General features: G+C 67.5%; 15 protein-coding genes. 1 reads left to right on the top strand and 14 read right to left on the bottom strand.

The genetic code is table 11. The features are described 5' to 3' along the window. Positions 1 to 200 precede the first annotated feature (200 nt). The 6 genes from JYG32_RS30865 to JYG32_RS30840 form a co-directional block, all read right to left on the bottom strand. Positions 201 to 854 (bottom strand): nucleoside/nucleotide kinase family protein, encoded by a 654-nt coding sequence (locus JYG32_RS30865; RefSeq protein ID WP_213266124.1) that lies wholly within the window; start codon positions 852 to 854, stop codon positions 201 to 203. Beyond that, the gene (locus tag JYG32_RS30860) at positions 851 to 1,744 is read right to left on the bottom strand and encodes a sugar phosphate isomerase/epimerase family protein (protein WP_174378555.1); all 894 of its coding nucleotides are present in this window, start codon (positions 1,742 to 1,744) and stop codon (positions 851 to 853) included. The genes JYG32_RS30865 and JYG32_RS30860 overlap by 4 nt, the downstream gene beginning before the upstream one ends. Continuing rightward, positions 1,741 to 2,799, bottom strand: coding sequence for an ABC transporter permease (locus JYG32_RS30855; protein WP_213266123.1), 1,059 nt, complete (start codon positions 2,797 to 2,799; stop codon positions 1,741 to 1,743). Before JYG32_RS30855 ends, JYG32_RS30860 begins: the two co-directional genes overlap by 4 nt. A gap of 2 nt (positions 2,800 to 2,801) precedes the next feature. Continuing rightward, positions 2,802 to 3,809: an ABC transporter permease gene (locus JYG32_RS30850; RefSeq protein ID WP_213266122.1), complete on the bottom strand. Its 1,008-nt coding sequence runs from the start codon at positions 3,807 to 3,809 to the stop codon at positions 2,802 to 2,804. Next, positions 3,802 to 5,361, bottom strand: coding sequence for a sugar ABC transporter ATP-binding protein (locus tag JYG32_RS30845; protein ID WP_213266121.1), 1,560 nt, complete (start codon positions 5,359 to 5,361; stop codon positions 3,802 to 3,804). The genes JYG32_RS30850 and JYG32_RS30845 overlap by 8 nt, the downstream gene beginning before the upstream one ends. 87 nt (positions 5,362 to 5,448) lie before the next feature. Continuing rightward, positions 5,449 to 6,441, bottom strand: coding sequence for a substrate-binding domain-containing protein (locus JYG32_RS30840; protein WP_213266120.1), 993 nt, complete (start codon positions 6,439 to 6,441; stop codon positions 5,449 to 5,451). A 212-nt stretch (positions 6,442 to 6,653) separates the two neighbouring features. Here JYG32_RS30840 and JYG32_RS30835 point away from each other — a divergent pair, with 212 nt between their 5' ends. Further along, complete coding sequence (locus JYG32_RS30835; protein WP_174378560.1) at positions 6,654 to 7,727, top strand: substrate-binding domain-containing protein; 1,074 nt, start codon at positions 6,654 to 6,656, stop codon at positions 7,725 to 7,727. Between the two features lie 133 nt (positions 7,728 to 7,860). Here JYG32_RS30835 and JYG32_RS30830 read toward each other — a convergent pair whose 3' ends face one another. The 8 genes from JYG32_RS30830 to JYG32_RS30795 all read right to left on the bottom strand — a co-directional run bounded on the left by JYG32_RS30830 (position 7,861) and on the right by JYG32_RS30795 (position 19,191). Beyond that, positions 7,861 to 9,516: an APC family permease gene (locus tag JYG32_RS30830; RefSeq protein ID WP_174378561.1), complete on the bottom strand. Its 1,656-nt coding sequence runs from the start codon at positions 9,514 to 9,516 to the stop codon at positions 7,861 to 7,863. A 178-nt stretch (positions 9,517 to 9,694) separates the two neighbouring features. Further along, a complete protein-coding gene (locus JYG32_RS30825; RefSeq protein ID WP_213266119.1) occupies positions 9,695 to 10,558 on the bottom strand; it encodes a glycine betaine ABC transporter substrate-binding protein in 864 nt (287 codons plus the stop codon). Positions 10,559 to 10,691: 133 nt separating this feature from the next. Then, positions 10,692 to 11,840 carry a hybrid-cluster NAD(P)-dependent oxidoreductase gene (locus JYG32_RS30820; RefSeq protein WP_213266118.1) on the bottom strand — a complete coding sequence of 383 codons (1,149 nt, stop codon included), beginning with the start codon at positions 11,838 to 11,840 and terminating at the stop codon, positions 10,692 to 10,694. Positions 11,841 to 11,952: 112 nt separating this feature from the next. Then, positions 11,953 to 13,194, bottom strand: coding sequence for an aromatic ring-hydroxylating oxygenase subunit alpha (locus tag JYG32_RS30815; RefSeq protein WP_174378564.1), 1,242 nt, complete (start codon positions 13,192 to 13,194; stop codon positions 11,953 to 11,955). A 52-nt stretch (positions 13,195 to 13,246) separates the two neighbouring features. Beyond that, positions 13,247 to 14,032, bottom strand: coding sequence for an electron transfer flavoprotein subunit beta/FixA family protein (locus tag JYG32_RS30810; protein ID WP_213266117.1), 786 nt, complete (start codon positions 14,030 to 14,032; stop codon positions 13,247 to 13,249). Next, positions 14,029 to 15,195, bottom strand: coding sequence for an electron transfer flavoprotein subunit alpha/FixB family protein (locus JYG32_RS30805; protein ID WP_213266116.1), 1,167 nt, complete (start codon positions 15,193 to 15,195; stop codon positions 14,029 to 14,031). Before JYG32_RS30805 ends, JYG32_RS30810 begins: the two co-directional genes overlap by 4 nt. 4 nt (positions 15,196 to 15,199) lie before the next feature. Beyond that, a complete protein-coding gene (locus JYG32_RS30800; protein ID WP_213266115.1) occupies positions 15,200 to 17,125 on the bottom strand; it encodes a (Fe-S)-binding protein in 1,926 nt (641 codons plus the stop codon). A gap of 2 nt (positions 17,126 to 17,127) precedes the next feature. Next, the gene (locus tag JYG32_RS30795; protein WP_213266114.1) at positions 17,128 to 19,191 is read right to left on the bottom strand and encodes an NADH:flavin oxidoreductase; all 2,064 of its coding nucleotides are present in this window, start codon (positions 19,189 to 19,191) and stop codon (positions 17,128 to 17,130) included. Positions 19,192 to 19,206 lie beyond the last annotated feature (15 nt).

Raw genomic sequence — 19,206 nt, 5'->3', positions numbered from 1 at the left:
GACCGTCCGTCACGCGGACGCCGACGGCACGCGCGAAGGCGCCGTGCCGATTCGCCGCGCCCGGCGCCGCAGGTACAGGTTGTTGAGGATCAGCGCCACGCCTGTCAGCGCGGCGCTGCACCATGACCGGAACTCGTCGCATCGGACGGCGGCGTTTCCGTCAGCGGTGCACGCGCAGCAGGCCGCGCTTCGCGGCCCCCTCAGCCGTTGTCGACGCTGAAATCCGCGCGGACGCTGCGCGACAGCACCGTATCGACGTTGACGAGATCATTACCGTCCAGCTTCGCGCGCAGCGCGGCAGCATCCATCCCGTATCCGTGCCAGCGCTCGACGAGCCGCTCGACGAGCGTCGCGCGCGGCACGTCCAGCATCACGGTCACGTCGAACGACGCATGCAGCGCATCCCACGGCGCATCGCCGAGCAGCAGGTAGTTGCCTTCGACCAGAATCAGACGGGCCGACGCCGGCACGACGTCCGCACCGGCCCGCGCAATCTCCAGCGACCGGTCGAACACGGGCACCGCGATGTCGCGGCCGTCGTCCGCGCGCAAACGCGCGAGCAACGCCGCGAGGCCGTCGACGTCGAACGTATGCGGCGCCCCCTTGCGCGCGCGGTCGCCGCGCGCGCCCAGCACCCGGTCGTCGTAATGAAAACCGTCCATCGCGACGACGGCCGCGAGCCCGGGCGCTTCGTCGTCGATGCGCGCGCGCAACCGCTCCACGAACGTGCTCTTGCCGGCGCCCGGCGCGCCGGCGATCGCGACCACGCGCCGCGCTGCCCGCTGCGTGCGCAGCAGGTGCGCGGCCAGCGCCTCGCAGTCGATGCGTTGCGCGCCCGTCACCGCGCCGCTCACGGCAACCGGCTCCGTTCGGCCTGCTTCAGCGCCTCGCGCGCGGACTTGAGCTGCACGCGCGTAAATGCCAGCGCGTGCGCGGCGAGATCGTGACTGTCTTCCCACAGGTTGCGCCAGATCGCGAGGATGCCTTCGAGCGGCTGGCCGACGACACGCGACGAAAAACTCTCGAACGCGATCGGCCCCGTATAGCCGCCGAACACCAGCGCACGAAACACCGCGGTGAAATCGACGTTGCCCGACCCCAGATACCCGCGATGCGAATCGCCGATGTGCACGTAGCCGAGTTGCTCGCCGGTGTCGCGGATCGCCGACGTCACGTCCGACTCCTCGATATGCATGTGATACGTGTCGAGATGCACCTTCACGTTCGGCCGGCCGATGCGCCGGCACAGCTCGACACCCTGCGACGCGGTGTTGAGCACGTTCGACTCGTAGCGGTTCACGACTTCGAGCCCGAGCGTGATGCCGCTTTGCGCGGCCGTGTCCGCCACCTGCGCGAGGATGTCGGCGGACATCGCGACGCCGGCGGCCGTCGTCGGCGTGAAATTCTTCTGGAACGCCGAATACAGGATCCCGCATACGTGCGTCGCGCCGCAGTCGCGCGCGACACGCAGCGCGGCCTCGAGTTTCTGCTTGCCGCGCGCGGCCTTCTGCGCATCGCCGCTCGAAATGTCGGATTGCGCATCGAGCCCGAGCGAGAACGTGATGCCGAGCCCGTACCGTTCGAGTTCGCGCCGCGTGAACGCGGCGTCGATCGAATCGGGATCGAGCGCGGGTACCTCGATGAAATCGAAGCCCGTCTCGGCCGTATTCGCGATTGCGCGCGCGCATGCGTCGCGGCTCCAGCCGGCCTCCCAGACCAGCGCATGTACGCCAAGCTTGTTCATTTCGTCTCCTTCCGTTGAGGGGGTTCGAGGCCGCCGAGCGCCGGCGTCGCGATTCGATTGCGATTGCGCGGCCGCGACGCATGCCGGGCCCATGCCCAGCGCACCAGCATCACCGCGAGCAGGAACGCACCCCACAGCGCGGTCGCGAGGTGCTGGCTCGCGCCGAGCAGGTTGAGGCCCGATGCGATCACCTGCAGGATCACGAGCGCGATCACGACCGGCGCGACGCGACCGAAGCCGCCGAACGGATCGACGCGCCCGAGAAAGCAGGCGAGCACCGAGATCAGCAGGAACGCCTCGCCGTGACCGACGCGTACCGAGTTGAAGCGCGACAGCATCACGACGCCGGCCACGCCGCACATCAGCCCCGACAGCATGTAGATGCGCGTGATCGCCCGCGTGGTCGAGATGCCCGAGTAGCGCGTCGCTTCCGCATTCGAGCCGATCATCCGCGTGACGAAGCCGAGCCGCGAATACGTCATCACGACGTGCCACAGCAGCGCGCAGCCCGCGAAGATCCACAGCGGCGCCGGCACGCCGAGCCACAGCCCGTTGCCCATCGCGCGGACGACCGGCGGAAACCCGGAAATGTCGCCGCCGCGCGTCAGGAATTCGCCGAGACCGCGCAGGAAGATCATCGCCGACAGCGACACGAGGATCGGGCTCGCGCCCGTATGCGCGATCACCGCGCCGATCAGCCAGCCGGCCGCGGCGCCCGTCGCGAGCGCCGCGGCGATGCCGAGCGCGACCGCCGCGATGCCGGCCTCCGGGCCGCCGTGCGACTGGATCACCCACGCCATCGCGAGCCCCGCGATGTTCGCGGTGAACGTGACGGCGAGGTTGAAGCCGCCGGACACCAGCGGCATCAGCATCGCCAGCGTGAACAGGCCGAGCTCCGGCAGCTGGAACGCGATCGACGCAAACGTGCCGCCCGTCAGGAAACGGTCGGACGCGACGCTCATCGCCGCGACGACGCACGCGAGAAAACCCAGCAGGCCGGCCACGTCGGCCGGAACGGACAGCGCCGGAAAGCGCCGGGATTCGGCGTGTCTCATGATCATGTCCTCGCGCGTGGCGACAGGAAGCGCGAGCCGACCAGCCGCGCGACGCCGTCGCTCGACACGGTGATCGCGACCAGGATGACCGCGCCGACGATCATCTTGAATGCGTACGGCGACACGCCGAGCAGGTTGAGCCCGTTCGCGGTGATCGACACGAGCAGAATGCCGAGGATCGCGCCGAGCACCGTGCCACGCCCGCCGCCGAGTCGCGCGCCGCCGAGCACGACGGCCGCGAGCACGTCCAGTTCGCGGCCGTACAGCGCGTTCGGCACGACCTCCTGCACGTAGTGCGCCTGCATCAGGCCCGCGATGCCCGCCATCATCCCGAGCCAGCCGTATGCGACGTAATGCATCGTCGCGAGATCGATGCCGACGCGTCGCGCGGCTTCCGGGTTGTCGCCGGTCGCATAGAGCTGGCGGCCGAGCGTCGTGCGCCGCAGCAGGAACCACGTCGCGACGACGGCCGCGGCCATCACCGCGACCGGCAGCGCAAGCGATGCGACGCCGCCCGGCGTATCGACCTGCACGAGCGTGACGCGATTCGTCCACCAGTCGGGCAGGTCGTAGATCGACACGCCGCCCGTCACGAACATCAGCCCGCCAAAGAAGAGGTTGAAGGTCGCGATCGTCGCGACGATCGACACGACGCGAAACCGGTAGATGATCGTCGCGTTCACCGCGCCGAGCAGGATGCCGAAGCCGGCCGAGACCGCGAAACCGAGCGCCCAGTTGCCGCCGCCGAGCCGCATGAGCGTGAGCGCCGCGAGGTACTGCACCACCGACGCGCCGACCGCGAACGATATGTCGATGCCGCCCGCGATCAGCACGATCAGCAGCCCGACCGCGAAGATGATGTTGACCGCGCTCTGGTTGAGCAGGTCGAACAGGTTGGACAGCGTCAGGAAGGTCGGCGTCGCGATGCCGAGGCCGATCGCCATCGCGACGATCACCGCGAGCAGCCACGCTTCGGTCGAGCCGATGCCGAATGTGCCGAGCTTACGCATGGACGTCTCGCTCGATGTGATCGATCGGCGTGCCGCCCGGCACGTACTCGGCGACGATACGGCCGTCGCGCATGTGCAGGATGCGGTCCGAGTTGAAGTACACCTCGGGAATCTCGTCGGAAATCAGCACGATCGCCATGCCTTGCGCCGCGAGCCGGTGAATGATCGCGAAGATGCCGGCGCGCGCGCCGACGTCGACGCCGACCGTCGGCGAATCGAGGATCAGCAGCTTCGGCTTCGTCGCGAGCCATTTCGCGAGCACGATGCGCTGCTGGTTGCCGCCCGACAGCGTCGACACCGCGTCGTCGGGGCCACCGATCTTCACCGCGAGCCGGGCGACCCAGTCGCGGATCAGCGCATCGCGCCGCCGCGGCGAAATCAGCCGGGCCGCACCGAGCAGGTCGTCGAGCACCGCGATCGCCGTGTTGTCGCCGATCGATTGCGGCTGCACGAGGCCCAGTTGCAGGCGGTCTTCCGACACGTACGCGATGCCCGCGCGAATCGCGTCGCGATTGGAGCGCAGCGACAGCGGCCGGCCGTCGAGCGCGATCGCGCCGGCGTCCGGCCGCGTCATCCCGAACAGCGACAGCGCAAGCTCGGTGCGCCCCGCGCCGAGACGCCCCGCCAGGCCGAGGATCTCGCCGCGCCGCACCTCGAACGACACGGCCTCGTATTCGCCGCGCCGCGACAGCCCGTCGACACGCAGCATCGCGGCCGCGGCCGACAGGTCGGTCGTGCGCACCGCGTAATCGAAGGTGCGCCCGGTCATCAGCTCGGTGAGCCGCGTCTGCGTCATCCCCGCCGTGGGAAACGTGCCGACATAGCGGCCGTCGCGCAGCACCGTCACGCGCGCGCATACGTCGAGCACTTCCGCGAGCCGATGGCTGACGAACACCACCGCGATGCCGTCGGCCGACAGGCGGCGCACGATCGCGAGCAGCGCCTGCGTCTCGGCATGGCTGAGCGACGCGGTCGGCTCGTCCATGAACACGAGACGCGCGTGGGCGACGAGCGCACGCGCGATCGCGACAACCTGCCGCTGTGCGATCGTGAGCGTACGCACCGGCCTGCCGAGATCGAGCTCGACGCCGAGCCGCGCGAGAATCTGCCGCGCGGCGACCTTCATCCGCGCGTAGTCGACCAGCCGAGGACGCGCGCCGAGGTTCTGCTCGAACGCGATGTTCTCGGCGACCGTCATCTCGGGGAACAACGCGAGGTCCTGCCAGATCACCTGGATGCCGAGCGCGCGCGCACGCGCCGGATCGAGATCGCCGGCCGGCTTGCCGTCGAAGCGCATCACCGCGCCGGACTCCGGGCGATGGACGCCGCTCACGATCTTGATCAACGTGCTCTTGCCGCAGCCGTTCTCGCCGGCCAGGCACAGCACTTCGCCCGGCATCACGTCGAACCGCACCTGCTGCAGCGCCTGCACGCCACCGAACGTCTTCGACACGTTGTCGAGTTCGAGCAACGGCGCGTCGGCCGCGAACGCGGCCGGCGGCGGGCTCGCCCGGCCGGGCGCCGCGGATTCACGGGAATGGGCAGACATCATCGCTACGCTCCGGTGCGGCCTGCTATGAAACCTCGGGAGAGTCGAACGACTTCATCGCACGGCGCGTTGCGCCCGCGTGCATGCCGCTCACAGCCCCTGCTTCGCGAGATCGTCGACGGTTTTCGCGTTCAGCTCGACGAGCTGGTTCACGATCAGGTTGTGGCCTTCCGGATGCACGACGCCGAGCCCCGGAATCGTCATGCCGTCCTTGACCGGCTGCCCCTTCGCGAGCATCGTGCCGAGCGTGACGAACACCTCGCCGGCCTGCGCGGGGTTCCACATGTAGCCGCCGTTCAGCACGCCGTCGTGCACGAGCCGCCGGCCCTGCCCCGGGGAGAACGGTCCGAGCACCACGACCTTGCCCTTCGCCTGCTTCTCGGCGACCGCGCGCGCGGCGCCGATCGGCCCCTGGCTGCCGAACGCCAGGATCGCCTTCAGGTTCGGGTGCGCGCGCATCAGGTCGAGCGCGGTCTTGCGCGACGCGTCCACGTCTTCGGCCACGCCGTAGCGATCGCCGACGAGCTTCATGTCCGGATAGTTGGCCTTCAGATACGCGATCGCGGCATCGGCCCACGCGTTATGCAGCGGCACCGTCAGCGAGCCGACGAACACCGCGTATTCGCCCTTGCCGCCCACCGCCGCGGCGAGGTTCTTCGCGTACGCCTCGCCGAAGCCCTTCGCGGAGGCCAGCTCGAAATTCCAGTCGGTGTTCTTCTGCTTCGGCGATTCGTGCGTGATCACCTTGATACCTGCGGCCCGCGCGCGCTGCAGCACCGGCTCGAGCACCTCGGCATCGTTCGGCACCACGCCGATCACGTCGACCTTCTGCGCGATCAGGTCCTCGATCGCACGCACCTGCAGCGCCGGATCCGCGCTGGTCGGCCCGACCATGAACGCCTTCACGCCGAGTTGCTCGCCGCGCTTCCTGATGCCCGCGTCCATCGCGTTGAACCACGGAATGCCGCCGATCTTCACGACGACCCCGATCACGGGCTTGTCCGGCGACGCCGACGCGATGCCCGTCGCGAGCGCGAACGCAGCCACGCCCGCACATACCGTGCGCAAGAAATTCACTGACATGTCTCCTCCATCCGAAGGCGACCGTCGCCGGGCTTCCGGGCTCCGGCATGGCGGTCAGTTGCTAAATCCATTCAGCAAACCGTTTCGTGTATGCTGAATCCATTTAGCTTCGACGGAAAGCATGGGAAAACCCTGATAGGGCATCGTGTCCCGAAACGCATACCGTCGGCATCATCGGCACAAGAACGCATACGAGGGGAGCGACGACGCAGATGGCCCGCACGACTACCGGACGCAAGTCCACGATCTACGACATCGCGAAAGCAACCGGCTCGTCCACGTCCACGGTCAGCATGGTGCTGAACGGCAACTGGGCCCGCTACCGGATCAGCGAGGAAACGGCCACGCGCATTCTCGACAGCGCCAAGGCGCTCGGCTACAACGTGAACCTGAGCGCGCGCGGCCTGCGCCTGTCGCGCTCGGGGCTGGCGGGCATGGTCATTCCGCACTACCGCAACCGCTTCTTCGCGGGGCTCGCCGAAACCTTCGAGGACGAGGCACGCCGGCGCGGCCTGTGCCCGATCGTCGTCGGCACGCAGCGCGACCCGGACGTCGAACTGAACGTCGCGCAGACGCTGCTCGCGCAGCGTGTCGAACTGCTGTTCATCGCCGGCGTGCGCGACCCGGCGCCGCTCAATGCGCTGTGCGACGCGGCCGGTATCCCGTCGATCAACGTCGACCTGCCGGGAGCAGGTGCGCCGTCGGTCGTGTCGGACAACCGCGCGGGCGCGCGGGCGCTGACCGACGTGCTGATCGACAAGATGCTCGCGCGCGGCAATGCGCCCGGCGAACTGACCCTGCTCGGCGGCATCGCCGGCGAATATGCGACCGAGATGCGGATCGCGGGCTTTCACGACGCGTTCGCCGCGCGCGGCCTGCCGCCGCCGCCGCACGACGCGATCGAGCGCTGCGGCTACGCGCCCGCGGCTGCGCGCGAGGCGCTTGCACGACGCTACGACACGCTCGGCCGGCTGCCGGCCGGCATGCTGACGAACTCGATCACCTCGTTCGAAGGGCTCGTGCGTTTCGCGTCGGAGCTGCCGTGGGACATCTGGCAGCGCACGGCCGTCGGCTGCTTCGACTGGGACCCGTTCGCCGCGCGCCTGCCGTTCGACGTCACGATGCTGCGGCAGGACGTGCAGCGGCTGATCGCGGAAGCGTTCGCGCTGCTCGATGCGGGCGACGCCGGAGACGCCACGCCGCATCCGGTCGTGATGGTGCCGACGCGCTTCATGCGAACCCTCGACGACGACATGCGCGCCAGCGACGAAGAGCCGGCCGGCTGACCGCGCGGGCGCGAAATGAAGAAAGCCCGGCCGGTCGCGCGACCGGTCGGGCTTTGTTCATGCTGCGCGACATCGTGTCGTGCTCGCGGGACCGTGTGCGGTATCCGTTCCCGGCGAACGACGTGGCCGATGCCTACTTCACCCACGCTAGGTAATACGACAGCCAGATCGTCAGCCCCGCACCGATCAGCGCCGCATACGGCATCAGATTCAGCCACATCGCGCGCTTCGGTACCTCGAGCTCCATGTCGCGCTGCATCTGCGCGGGGAACCGGCCCCGGTCCTGCCAGTAGTGGCGATAGAGGAACACCGGCACGATCAGCAGCATCGCGATCAAGCCGTTGCGCAGCGTACCTTCGCCCTGCAGGTTCGCGCCCGCGCCGACATAAACGAGGTTCGCGTACCCGCAGATCGCACCGCCGACGAGCAGCCACGTCGGGCAGCGGAACGGACGATCCCAGTTGCCGCGATCCATCCGGTGGATCCAGCCCGACTGAAGATTCAGGAATACGAACAACATGTAGCAGACGTTCGAGATCGACAGCACCGTCATGTAGTCCGACATCATCAGCAACACGAGGTTGAAGCCGAGATCGGTCCACATCGCGCGCGTGGGCGAGCCGTGCTCGTTCACGTGCGACAGGTACTTCGGCAGCCAGCCGTCGACCGAGGCCTGGTACAGCGTGCGCGACGAGCCCATCATCGACGTCATCACGATCAGCAGGATCGACAGCATCAGCATCACGACGACCGCGTTCGCGACCCACGCGCCGCCGCCGACGATCTTCGCCATCGCGGCCGCGACGCCGGTGCCGTCGCCGATCGCCGGATCGAGCATCGCCTGCGTGCCGAGCGCGCCCTGGAACGCCAGTGGCACGAGCGTCATCACGACGAGACACAGCGCGCCCGACCAGAAGATCGCCTTCGCGGTGTCGCGGCGCGGATCGCGGAATTCACGCGTGTAGCAGACGGCCGTCTCGAAGCCGTACGACGCCCAGCCGGCCATGAACATCGCGCCGAGCGCCATCGTCACGCCCTGCCCGTTCCACGAGCCGAAGGTCGCGGCCGTGACGTTGCCGTGCGCGTCGTGACCGAGCGGCAGCAGCGGGAGCAGGTTCGACATCGGCACGTCGCCGGTGACGAACGGCACGATGCCGACGATCAACAGCGGCGTGAGCGACGCGATGCCGAGAATGCGCTGCGTGCGCGCAGCCTTCGATGCACCGCTGTGCTGAAGCTTGAACGTGATGAGAAGCAGGATCGTCGCGATGATGAACGTCGCGTTGATCCGCAGGGACAGACCCGGCTTGATGAACCCGAGATCCGCAACCTTGAGCTGCCAGTGCAGCACCGCCGCGTTGGCGGGAAAGAGACTCGTGAGCGCATAGCTCGCCGCAAGGCCGCAGCCGAGCGCGAGCATCGGCGACCACGCGAGCCAGTTGCACCACACGGAAACCGGGGCAATCAGCTTGCTGTAACGGACCCAGCCGATCGCGCCATAGACGGACGCGCCGCCCGATTTATGGGGAAATAGCCCCGATATTTCCGCATAAGTCGCGCTTTGGATCAGCCCCATCGTGATCGCGGCGATCCAGATCGCCCACGCGGGCTGGCCGATCGTCGCGCATACGCCGCCGATCGTGAACAGCACGCCTGCCGGCACGCCGCTCGTCACCCAGAATGCATCTTTCCAAGTCAGGCCACGATGCAGCGTGTGGCCCGTCGAATCATGTGAGATGGTTGCCTCAACATCACTGGTGCGGTTCGCACGCAGTCCTGCCTGACTCATCCAATTCCTCCTGTGATGACTCCGCACAAGGGCCGTAGTGTAACAACTTACGGGCTTTTTTGCAGAATCAGTAAAAGAAAACCGGGATATGGCCGCACGAAGTCGCGATTATTTCGGATTCCTGCATGCTATTCCCGGCGTATTGTTATGGTGCTTCGTATGACGAATATTTTTCTGCTTACTGCGCGCCTTCAGTCCACGCATTCACGCGGTCGGCATGGGCCGCAATCCACGCGTCGGCGGCCGCTTCCGGCTTCGCACCGTTCTGGATCGCCAGCATCACGCTGTCGATTTCACCCGGCTTCCACTGGAATTTTTTCAGGAACGCGGCGACCGGCCTGGCCTTCGTTTCGAGCGACGGATTCGCGACGCTGTCGACGTGCTCGGCGCCGCCGAACACCTTCTTCGGATCCTCGAGGAAGCGCAGCTTCCACTTCGCGAACATCCAGTGCGGCGCCCAGCCGGTCACGATGACCGGCTTGTTCGCGTTGACCGAACGCGACAGCTCGGCCGTCATCGCGCTGCCCGAGCTCGGCATCAACGTGTAGTTCAGCCCGTAGCTCTTGATCGCTTCGTCGGTCTTGCGCATTACGCCGGCGCCCGCGTCGATGCCGACGATCCGGCCGCCGAAACTGCCCTTCTCCGCGTTCAGGTCGTCGATGCTCTTCGCCTTCACGTACGCGGGCACGATCAGGCCGATCTTCGCATCCGGGAAATTCGCGCCGAGGTCGACGACCTTGGACTTGTACTCATCCCAGTACGAGCCGTGCGTGACGGGCAGCCATGCGGACAGCGTCGCGTCGAGATCCCCGCGCGCGACGCCCTGCCACATGATGCCGGCAGCGACCGGCACGAGCTGGACCTGGTAGCCGAGCTTCTTTTCGATGACGCGGGCCGCGACGTTCGACGTCGCGACGCTGTCGTCCCAGCCTTCGACGTAGCCGATCTTCAGCGTCGGCTTCGTATCGGCGAGCGCTGACGCGCTCAGTGCCACCATCGCCGACAGTGCGCCGGTCCACAACAGTTTGCCGAACAGTTTCATGGAAGATCTCCTTGATGTGCGCCTGCGCGCGTTGTCTCTCTAGGTTCTTCAACCACAAATCCGCGGTATCGTTGTTTTCCGACGGATGCTTGTCCGGACGCGACGCGCCCGGACAGCCGATGGCGCGTTTTGACTACTTGTCGATCACGAGATCGGACAGCGGCTTGCTGCAGCACAGCAGCACCATCCCCTGGTCGATCTCGCGCTGGCGGATGCCGCCGTTGTGTTTCATCTCGACCTGCCCCGACACGAGCTTCACCTTGCATGTGCCGCACATGCCCTGCGTGCACGAGGCCGGCAGCCGCACGCCCGACTGGCGTGCCGCGTCGAGCACGTGCTGCGCCGAGCCGCACGCGATCTCGCGGTTGCTCTTCGCGAAGCTGACCGTGTACTGCTTCGTCGTTGCGTCGCCGCCTTCGACCGGCGGTGCGAGATCGGCGAGCAGCTCGTCGCTCGCGGTCTGTGCGAGCGTCTCGAACGAGAAACTTTCCTCGTGATACTGCTTGCGATCGAAACCGGCTTCGTCGAGCAGGTCGCGCACAGCCTTCATGTACGGCGCGGGGCCGCACGTGAAGATCTCGCGCTCCATGAAATCCGGCGCGATCAGCTTCAGCAGCGGCAGCGTCAGGAAGCCCGTGACGCCCGGCCAGTTCGTACGCGCGCCCAGGCGCTCGACAACGAACGACGTGCGGAAGTTCGTGTGGTTCGATGCGATCAGGTCGAGCTCGCGCGCGAAGATGATGTCGTCCGGCGTGCGCGCGCTGTGCACGAACAGGATGTCGCGATCCTCGGCGAGATCATGGTGCGCGCGGCTCATCGACATCAGCGGCGTGACGCCCGAGCCGGCCGACAGGAACAGGTACTTGCGCGCCGGATGCCGCGCGCACGTGAATTCGCCGGCCGGGCCGAGCACGCGCACCGATGCGCCCGGCTGCAGGTTGTCGTGCAGCCAGTTCGACACCTTGCCGCCCGGCACGCGCTTGACCGTGATCGACACGGTGTGCGGCCGCGCGGGCGACGACGAGATCGTGTAGCAGCGGTTGATCGTTTCGCCGTCGATGTCGAGTTCGAGCGTCAGGAACTGCCCGGGCTCGAACGAGAACGAGCGGCCTTGCGGCGAACGGAAGAAGAAACTCTTCACGTCGTGCGTTTCCTGCCGCACCTGGCAGCACACCAGCGTTTCCTCGACGTCGCTCGTCCAGCGCTCGGGAAGCGCGTTCCAGAACGCCGGGCGCGTCACCCGGCTGTCCGTCGGCTCGAAATTGGCCGCATCTCGCATCATGTCAGCCTCCGCAGGGCCGCCCCAAGGAGGCTGACCGCCCCCTTGGGGGGCAGGGAACGCAGTGAGCGTGGGGGTCGTTTCATCAATTGCTCCGCTTGTTCGCTGCTATGACCTATTCGCCGGTTTTTTCGGCGAGCCGGCCGATGTACCAGGCCGAGAATTTTTCGACGAGACCTTCCGTGTACGGCGAATACGGGCCCGGCTCGTATGCGCTGCTGTTCGCGCCGCGCTGCGAGAATTCGACGAGCGCGCGATCCTGGTCGTTGGTCGCGTTCCACACGGCCGTGAGGTTCTTCACGTCGTAGTCGATACCTTCCTTCGCGTCCTTGTGCACGAGCCACTTCGTGCGCACGAGCGTCTTGCCGGCCGACAGCGGGATCACCGAGAACGTCACGATGTGATCGCTCATGAAGTGGTGCCACGAGTTCGGCTGCGTCCAGAACGACAGCCCGCCGAGATCGGCCTGGCTGAAATTGCCGAGCAGCTTCTTCGACGCGACCTTCGCATCGAGCGTCTGCGATTCGCCGCTGCGGTCGAGCGGCAGGCGCTGCGTGCGGAAGCCCGTCACATCGTGCAACTTTTCGATCTCGGCGGAAGGCAGGCCCATCTCGGCCCACTCCTTCCCGCGCCTGATGCACGTTTCCGCAAACGCATCCATGCCCTCGGCGTTGGCGTCGGAGCGCTGGTAGCCGAAGCCGTATTCGTACAGCGAGATCGTCAGCTCCGGATGGTTCGCGACGCAGTGATAGCACTCGCGGTTGTTCTCCATCGTGAGCTTCCAGTTGCCTTCCTCGATGATGTCGATCTGCGCGGCGACCTTCGTGCTCGGCAAGTCGTGCGGCAGCAGGTACGGCTCCATCTCGGCGCGCATCTTCGCGAAGTCGACCGGCGGCTCGTCGGCGAGGCAGATGAAGATCAGGCCCGCGAGGTTCTCGACGTGCACCGACTTCAGGCTGTGCTTGCAGCGGTCGAACTTCTCGCCCATGTGCTCGGCGAACATCAGCTGACCCGTCAGGTTATAGGTCCAGCTGTGGTACGGGCACACGATGTTGCCGACCGAGCCCTTGTCCTCGTTGCACAGGCGCGCGCCGCGGTGACGGCACACGTTGTGGAACGCGCGGATCGCCATGTCGTCGTCGCGCACGATCAGGATCGAATCGCTCCCCAGTTCCACGGTCACGTAGTCGCCCGGCTCGGGAATGTCCGGCTCGACCGCCACCTGGATCCAGTGCTGGCGGAAAATCGCCTCCATGTCGAGCGCGAAAATGTCCTCGCTCGTGTAGAACGGTGCGTCGAGGCTGTGCCCTTCCTTGCGCCGCTCGATCAATGCACGAATGTCTGCCGATACTTTCATCGTTTGCTCCGGATTCCTTGCATCCCTGGGTTCTTGCCGACAGGCATCAAAATCAGTAGTCGATGAGCTGATGCTCGCGCAAATACGCGAGGATCACTTGTGCTTTTTCGACCGAACTCCCTTCATTTACGACGTTGCCGCCACGGCTTTCGGTCGTCGTCGCCGACAGCATCCGGGCATGCCCGGAGCGCTTCTCGGCGGCAACCAGCTTGACGGGTTTACGCTCGACCGGACCGACCGTCCACGCGGCCGCGCCGGCGGCCGCGCCGGGCGCCGCGAGCGCCGGCCGGATCGCGCCGGCACGCAGCCGCGCATACGCGTAGCGCGGCTCGGCATTGGCAAGCGGATGGACAGCGACGACGGCCGGCAGCGCCGCATCGACGCGCCGCCGCAGCCCCTTCGGCAAAAATTGCCGGACCGCCGCGCGGCCGCCTTCGATCGTCACGTCGACGGCCGCCCCGACGAGCGGATAGCCGAGCGCCGCGGCGACGCGATACGGCAGCATCCCGGTGTCGTACGCGCCCTCGGCGCGCGTGCCGGTCAGCACGAGGTCGTAGCCTTCGATGCGCGCGGCGAGCGCGTGCACGGCGTCGTCGCCGTCGCGGCAGGCCAGCACTTCGACCTCCCGCGCGCCGAGCGCGAGATATTCGGCAAGCGCCGCATTCGCGGGGTCGCCTGCATGGATCACGTCGAGCTGCGCGCGATGCCGTTCCGCGAGCTGGCGGCCGGTTTCGAGCGCGGCCGCGTCGTTGCGGCTGTAGCGCGCGACGCCGCTGACCGGGTGCCGGCCGACGGACACGAGCACCGCGATGCGTTGCAACTGGCGGGGGGCGTTCATGCTGCGACTCCTTCCGGTTCACGGGCGCCGATCGCGGCCGGCGATTGTCCGCGCGCGACCCGCGCGGCCTGCACCTGTTCGATCAGCGCGGCGATCGTCGCCTGCGCGTCGCCAACCACCGTCAGGTTCGCGCGCTTCGCGATCGGCGCGCTCCCGTCGAGGTTCACCGCGATCACGTGCCGGCAGTCCTTGATCCCCTGCAGGTGCTGCACCGCGCCCGAGATGCCGAACGCGATATACACGCTCGCCTCGACCGTCTTGCCGGTCGCGCCGACCTGCTTGTCGCGCGTGAAGTGGCCGTTGTCGACCGCGACCCGGCTCGCGCCGATCGCCGCGCCGAACGCACCGGCCAGCCGCTCGAACGCGCCGATGTCGGACACGCCGTTGCCGGCCGACACGATGAAATCGGCTTCCTCGAGCGCGACCCGCGCCGCATCGATTTCCTCGAGGCCGAGATCGCGATACGGCTGCGCGGCGTCATGGGCCGGGCGGATGAAGTCGGCGGCCAGGCGTTCGCCCGCGCCGACGAACGGCAGCTTTGCGTCGACCGCGCTCTGCGCGAGCAGGATCACGTCGGGCAGCGCGCGCGTCGCGAACGCGCGGCCGGCCTGCGCATACGCGCCGACATGCTTCGCGTCGATCTCGACGACGTTGGTCGCGACGCTCGCGCCGGCGGCTGCCGCATAACGCCGGCCGAGATCGCCGTCGCCCGTCGCGTTATCGGGCACGAACACGTGTTTCGGCGAGAGCGCCGCCACGCACGCCTGCAGCGCTTGCAATTCGCTTTCGGGATCGAATGCGCGGCGATCGAAGCCGGCGAGTTCAACCAGCTTGTCGACGCCGAGCTCGGCCATGTCGTCCTTCAGTTCGCCGAATGCGAGCAGCGCGACTTCGGTTTGGGCATCGGCGAGCAACGCGGCGGCGGCGATCGCCTGCCGTGCATGATCGTCGAGCGCGCCGCGTTCGCCGTGCGCGACCACCAGCATCACGTGCTTCGGGTCCTGCACCGCGCGGCGCGGCTTCGCGGCAGCCGCGTGGCCGTGCGCGGACCAGTGCGCGGCGCTGGCGTCGGCGCTGCCTTCCTCGCCGAGCGTGATGCGCTTCAGGCCCGCGGCCGTGATGATGAACGGCCGGCGCGGATCGATTCGTTTGATCGTATTCATCGATTCACTCCAGCGAGGCGGCAACGAGTTCGGCCACGTCGAGCACGTCGGGGCGCGGGCCCACGACGCCTTCGAGCATCGCCGTGCAGTTCGGGCACGCAACCGCGACCACGTCCGCGCCGATCGTGCGTGCGTCGGCGATGCGGATGTCGGGAATGCGCTGCTTGCCGGGGATATCGGTCAGCGGCGCACCGCCGCCACCGCCGCAGCAGCGGCCGCGCATGCCGTTGCGTTCCATCTCGACGACCTGGATGCCGATCGTCTTCAGCAGCTTGCGCGGCGCTTCCGTCTCGCCGTTGTAGCGGCCGAGGTAGCACGGGTCGTGATACGTGGTGCGCTTCTCGCGCAGCGCTTCGACGGCCTTCGGCGCGATCTTGCCGCTGTCGGCCAGTTCGGCAAGGTAGGTCGTGTGGTGCTTGACCGTCACGCGCAGCCCGAGCGCACGGTATTCGTTGCGCAGGCTGTGCATCACGTGCGGGTCGGCCGTCACGATCTGCTTGTACGACAGCGTGCCGAGCGTGCCGATCAGGCGCTTCGCCATCTGCTGGAACGTCGCCTCGTCGCCGAGCCGGCGCGCGACGTCGCCCGTGTCGGTTTCGGTCGAACCGAGCACCGCGTAGTCGACGCCGGCCTTGTTCAGCACCTTGACGAACGCGCGCAGCGTGCGCTGGTAGCGCATGTCGAACGCGCCTTCGCCCGCGACGAACAACACGTCGACCGGCTTGCCCGGCTGCGCGACGGGCGCGCTCAGGTCGACCGACCAGTCGTAGCGCGCGGCCGTGTCGTAGCCGCCCATCGTGCCCGTCTCGCGCAGGTTCGCGAGCACTTCCTGGCCCTTGCCCGGCACCGAGCCGTGCACGAGCGTGCGGTTGCGGCGCATGTCGACGATCGCGTCGACGTGCTCGATCAGCATCGGGCATTCCTGCACGCACGCGCGGCAGGTCGTGCACGACCACAGCGTCTGTTCTTCGATCAGGCCCGACACGATCGGGCCGTTCGGCTCGCCGCGATGCTGGCCGACCGCGAGACCCGGCGACGGGCTGCCCGCGTACGCCGCATCGGTGCCGCCCGCCATCCCGACCACGAGATCCTGGATCAGCTTCTTCGGGTTCAGCGGCTGGCCCGACGCGAACGCGGGGCACGCGGCTTCGCACTTGCCGCACTGCACGCATGCGTCGAAGCTCAGCAACTGGTTCCAGCGGAATTCGACCGGCTTCGCGACGCCGTACTCCTGATGCTCGATGTCCGGCAGCTTCAGCGCGGTCGGCGGCGTGGCCGTGCCGTTGCCCGTGAACGATTCGCGCGTGGCCGCGAAACGCTCCTGGCGCGGGTGGAAGGCGAGGTGCAGCAGGCCGGCGATCGCATGCTTCATCGGGCCGCCCTTCGCGGCGCCGACCGTCATCGTGAACGCGCCGATGCCGATCAGCAGCGCGCAGAGCACCGCGAACGCACCCGACATCGCGCCGGTCGGCACCAGCATGAACAGCACGAGGCCGAGCGCAAACGAGCCGAGCAGCCAGGGCAGCGTATTCCACGGGCCGCGCGACAGGCGGGCGGGCACGTCCTTCGCCGCGCGCCGGCGCCACACGAACACCGCGCCGACCAGCATCGCGAGCGCCGCGAGGAAGATCAGCTTGTCGAGCCACGGCGAGTAGATCGCGAGGCCGTAGTTGACGAACACCAGCGCGAGCGCGCCGATTGCGCCGCCGGCGGTCGCGACGTGGGTCTTCGCGATGTACGGATCGCGGGCGACCACGTGGTGCAGGTCGACGAAGTAGCGCTTCGGAATCGCGAACAGGTTCGCGACGCCGAACGAGCCGGGCGCCGTGGCCCGGCCGAGACGCCAGTAGGACGAGCGCTTCGCGACCGCGAACGCGAGCCCCGCCACCGACAGCCACAACAGTGCGGTAATGAGGAAGGACGGATTCATCTTCAGAAATCCTTCACGAGACGCAGCGAGTCGTAGATCGCGCCGTGGACGTTGTGCATCGAGATGCAGTCGCCGACACGGAACAGCAGGAAGCGGCCGTTGCCGAGTTCTTCCGACAGGCACGGCTGCGGCTCGGCCGCAAACAGCGTGTGCGGATCGATCTGGCCGCGGTTCAGCGATTCCGGCTTGAGCTTCCAGTACAGCTCGTCGTTCGGCGACGAACCGTTCTCGATCACCACCTGGTCGACGGCGCGCTCTTCCAGTTCTTCCGTATACTCGTTGCGCAGCACGGCGATCGTCTTGCCGTCTTCTTCATAAACGCGGTCGAGCATGGTGTTCGGCGTCGGGATCACGCCGAGCGCGTACAGGCGGCGATAGAAGATCGGGAACGTCGTGCCGCCGCAATCGTCGGCCACCTTCACGTCGGGCGTGACGACCTCGACCTTCGAGCCGCGGCTCGCCATGAAGTCGGCCACGCCCGCACCCGCATGGGTGCTCACGCCGTCGAACAGCAGCACGTTCTGCTTCGGCTCGACCTTGCCGGTCAGGATGTCCCACGAACTGACGGCCAGGCCGTCGGCCACGCCCCAGCCCGGCACCTGCCACGTGAAGCTCGAACCGCCCGTCGCGAGCACGACGATGTCCGGCTTCTCCGCCATGATCATCTTCTCGTCGGCGGCCACGCCGAGGCGGCGGTCGACGCCCAGGCGCTTGGTTTCCATGTCGAACCAGCGGATGATCCCCGACATCTGTTCGCGCTGCGGCGCCTTCGCGGCGATCATCACCTGACCGCCCACTTCCGCGTTCTTCTCGAACAGCACGACGTCGTGGCCGCGCAGCTTCGCGACGCGCGCCGCCTCGAGGCCCGCCGGGCCCGCGCCCACCACCACGACCTTGCGCTTCGGGCCGCGCGATTTCTCGATGATGTGCGGCATCGTCGCTTCGCGCGAGGTCGCCGCGTTCTGGATGCACAGCACGTCGAGGCCGTTGTACTGGCGGTCGATGCAGTAGTTCGCGCCGACGCACTGCTTGATTTCGTCTTCGCGGCCGTCGCGGATCTTGATCACCATGTGCGGATCGGCAATCTGCGCGCGCGTCATGCCGACCAGGTCGATCATGCCGTTGGCGAGCAGGCGCTCGGCCTGGCCCGCATCGCGGATGCTCTGCGCGTGCATCACCGGAATCTTCACGACCGACTTGATGCCGGCGGCAAGGTGCACGAACGGCTCCGGCGGCAATGCCATCGGCGGCATGCAGTTGGCGATCGTGTTGTGCGTATCGCCGCCCGAACCGACCACGCTCAGGTAGTCGACCAGGCCCGTCTCCGACATCGCCTGTGCGATTTCCTTCAGTGCCTCGTGATCGAGGCCGTCCTCGTGGAATTCGTCGCCGCACATGCGCAGGCCGACGCAGAAATCCTTGCCGACCGCCTCGCGCACCGCCGTCAGCACCTCGATGCCGAAGCGCAGGCGGTTCTCCAGGCTGCCGCCCCATTCGTCGGTGCGGTGGTTCGAGCGCTTGCTCCAGAACTGGTCGATCAGATGCTGGTGGGCGGCCGAGATCTCGATGCCGTCCATGCCGGCGGCCTTCACGCGCTTCGCGGCCGCCGCGAAATCGCCGATGATGCGGCGGATTTCCTCGATCTCGATGATCTTCGCGTTGCCGCGGTGCACCGGTTCGCGCACGCCCGACGGCGACATCAGGTGCGGCCAGTGCTCGCCGTGGAACGACGAGCGGCGGCCCATGTGTGTCGCCTGGATCATGATCTTCGCGCCGTGCTTGTGCATCGTGTCGGCGAGACGCGTGAGCGGATCGATGATCTTGTCGGTCGACAGGTTCACCGATTTCCACCAGCCCTGCGGGCTGTCGATCGACACCGGGCTCGACCCGCCGCAGATCGCGAGGCCGACGCCACCCTTCGCCTTTTCTTCGTAGTAGCGGATATAGCGGTCGCCCGGCAGGCCGCCCGGCTCGGCATACACCTCCGCGTGCGCGGTGCTGACGATCCGGTTGCGCAGCGTCAGCTGGTTCAGCTGCATGGGTTTGAACAGGTGGGGATAACGCATCGCTGGCGACCTCTG

The sequence above is a fragment of the Burkholderia pyrrocinia genome (genome assembly GCF_018417535.1).
GTDB classification, from domain to species: domain Bacteria; phylum Pseudomonadota; class Gammaproteobacteria; order Burkholderiales; family Burkholderiaceae; genus Burkholderia; species Burkholderia pyrrocinia_E.
The sequence above is the reverse complement of the archived record's forward strand: the minus strand, read 5'-3'. Positions and strand labels throughout refer to the sequence as shown.

What these genes read in the sequence shown, in the direction of transcription:
- JYG32_RS30860 (WP_174378555.1), bottom strand. Translation starts at nt 1,744, where the DNA reads ATGAACAAGCTTGGCGTACATGCGCTGGTCTGGGAGGCCGGCTGGAGC.
- JYG32_RS30855 (WP_213266123.1), bottom strand. Translation starts at nt 2,799, where the DNA reads ATGAGACACGCCGAATCCCGGCGCTTTCCGGCGCTGTCCGTTCCGGCC.
- JYG32_RS30850 (WP_213266122.1), bottom strand. Translation starts at nt 3,809, where the DNA reads ATGCGTAAGCTCGGCACATTCGGCATCGGCTCGACCGAAGCGTGGCTG.
- JYG32_RS30845 (WP_213266121.1), bottom strand. Translation starts at nt 5,361, where the DNA reads ATGATGTCTGCCCATTCCCGTGAATCCGCGGCGCCCGGCCGGGCGAGC.
- JYG32_RS30840 (WP_213266120.1), bottom strand. Translation starts at nt 6,441, where the DNA reads ATGTCAGTGAATTTCTTGCGCACGGTATGTGCGGGCGTGGCTGCGTTC.
- JYG32_RS30835 (WP_174378560.1), top strand. Translation starts at nt 6,654, where the DNA reads ATGGCCCGCACGACTACCGGACGCAAGTCCACGATCTACGACATCGCG.
- JYG32_RS30830 (WP_174378561.1), bottom strand. Translation starts at nt 9,516, where the DNA reads ATGAGTCAGGCAGGACTGCGTGCGAACCGCACCAGTGATGTTGAGGCA.
- JYG32_RS30825 (WP_213266119.1), bottom strand. Translation starts at nt 10,558, where the DNA reads ATGAAACTGTTCGGCAAACTGTTGTGGACCGGCGCACTGTCGGCGATG.
- JYG32_RS30820 (WP_213266118.1), bottom strand. Translation starts at nt 11,840, where the DNA reads ATGATGCGAGATGCGGCCAATTTCGAGCCGACGGACAGCCGGGTGACG.
- JYG32_RS30815 (WP_174378564.1), bottom strand. Translation starts at nt 13,194, where the DNA reads ATGAAAGTATCGGCAGACATTCGTGCATTGATCGAGCGGCGCAAGGAA.
- JYG32_RS30810 (WP_213266117.1), bottom strand. Translation starts at nt 14,032, where the DNA reads ATGAACGCCCCCCGCCAGTTGCAACGCATCGCGGTGCTCGTGTCCGTC.
- JYG32_RS30805 (WP_213266116.1), bottom strand. Translation starts at nt 15,195, where the DNA reads ATGAATACGATCAAACGAATCGATCCGCGCCGGCCGTTCATCATCACG.
- JYG32_RS30800 (WP_213266115.1), bottom strand. Translation starts at nt 17,125, where the DNA reads ATGAATCCGTCCTTCCTCATTACCGCACTGTTGTGGCTGTCGGTGGCG.
- JYG32_RS30795 (WP_213266114.1), bottom strand. Translation starts at nt 19,191, where the DNA reads ATGCGTTATCCCCACCTGTTCAAACCCATGCAGCTGAACCAGCTGACG.